This is a genomic window from Vibrio sp. 1288, from assembly GCF_033344475.1.
Genome location: NZ_JAWPOX010000652.1, coordinates 1 through 643 on the forward strand (window position 1 = coordinate 1; position 643 = coordinate 643).

Sequence of the window (643 nt, forward strand, 5' to 3'; positions counted from 1 at the left end):
GTCCAATGTACATTTGCACGTGCAGATACGTGGGCGAAATGGCAACAAGGTTATCAATCAGATAAACCTCTATCGAGTATGCAGGCTGTACTGCAAGTCGGCTTTAATGGATACAAACGCTTGCTGCAACATTGTCCTAAGTTTGTTCAGGCCAGTGTGGATGCACTTTTATTTTGTATCGAATTTATTTGGTCACTAAGACCTCGTTATGTCCCAATCAGGACCTCAAGTCATGCTAAATAATAAAAAACTAACAGCGTTGACAACGGCTATCACTCTCATGTGTATGTCGGGCAGTCTCGCGGCACAAGAAGTAAGTCAGCAACAACCAACGCCTTTGGCACAGCAAGATGCTGAAAATTCGACCGTATTTAAGCGTGTCATTCCATTTAGTCAATTGGGTTACAGTGGTTCAATTGCTATTCAAGGCAGTGAGGCCAGTGCTTATATTGGTTTCGGTTCGCGACTCGATGAGGTGGTGTCTAAAGCCACGTTGCACTTTGACATCACACCTTCACCAGCGTTGCTTTCTTTGGTTTCTCACGTCAAAGTGTATTTGAACAACGAGCTTATGGGAGTGGCGTCAATCGTCGATGGTCAGCAAGGTAATAAGTTGAGCTTATCGATGCCGCTGGATACTCGT

1 protein-coding gene and 1 pseudogene are annotated in these 643 nt (G+C 44.6%); both read left to right on the forward strand.

What is annotated here, in order from left to right; genetic code table 11:
- A pseudogene (locus tag R8O11_RS28570) lies at positions 1–243 on the forward strand (cellulose synthase); the annotation flags it as partial.
- A partial coding sequence (locus R8O11_RS28575) for a cellulose biosynthesis cyclic di-GMP-binding regulatory protein BcsB (protein ID WP_318195039.1) occupies positions 233–643 on the forward strand: 411 nt, incomplete at its 3' end. The pseudogene R8O11_RS28570 and the gene R8O11_RS28575, both read left to right, overlap by 11 nt.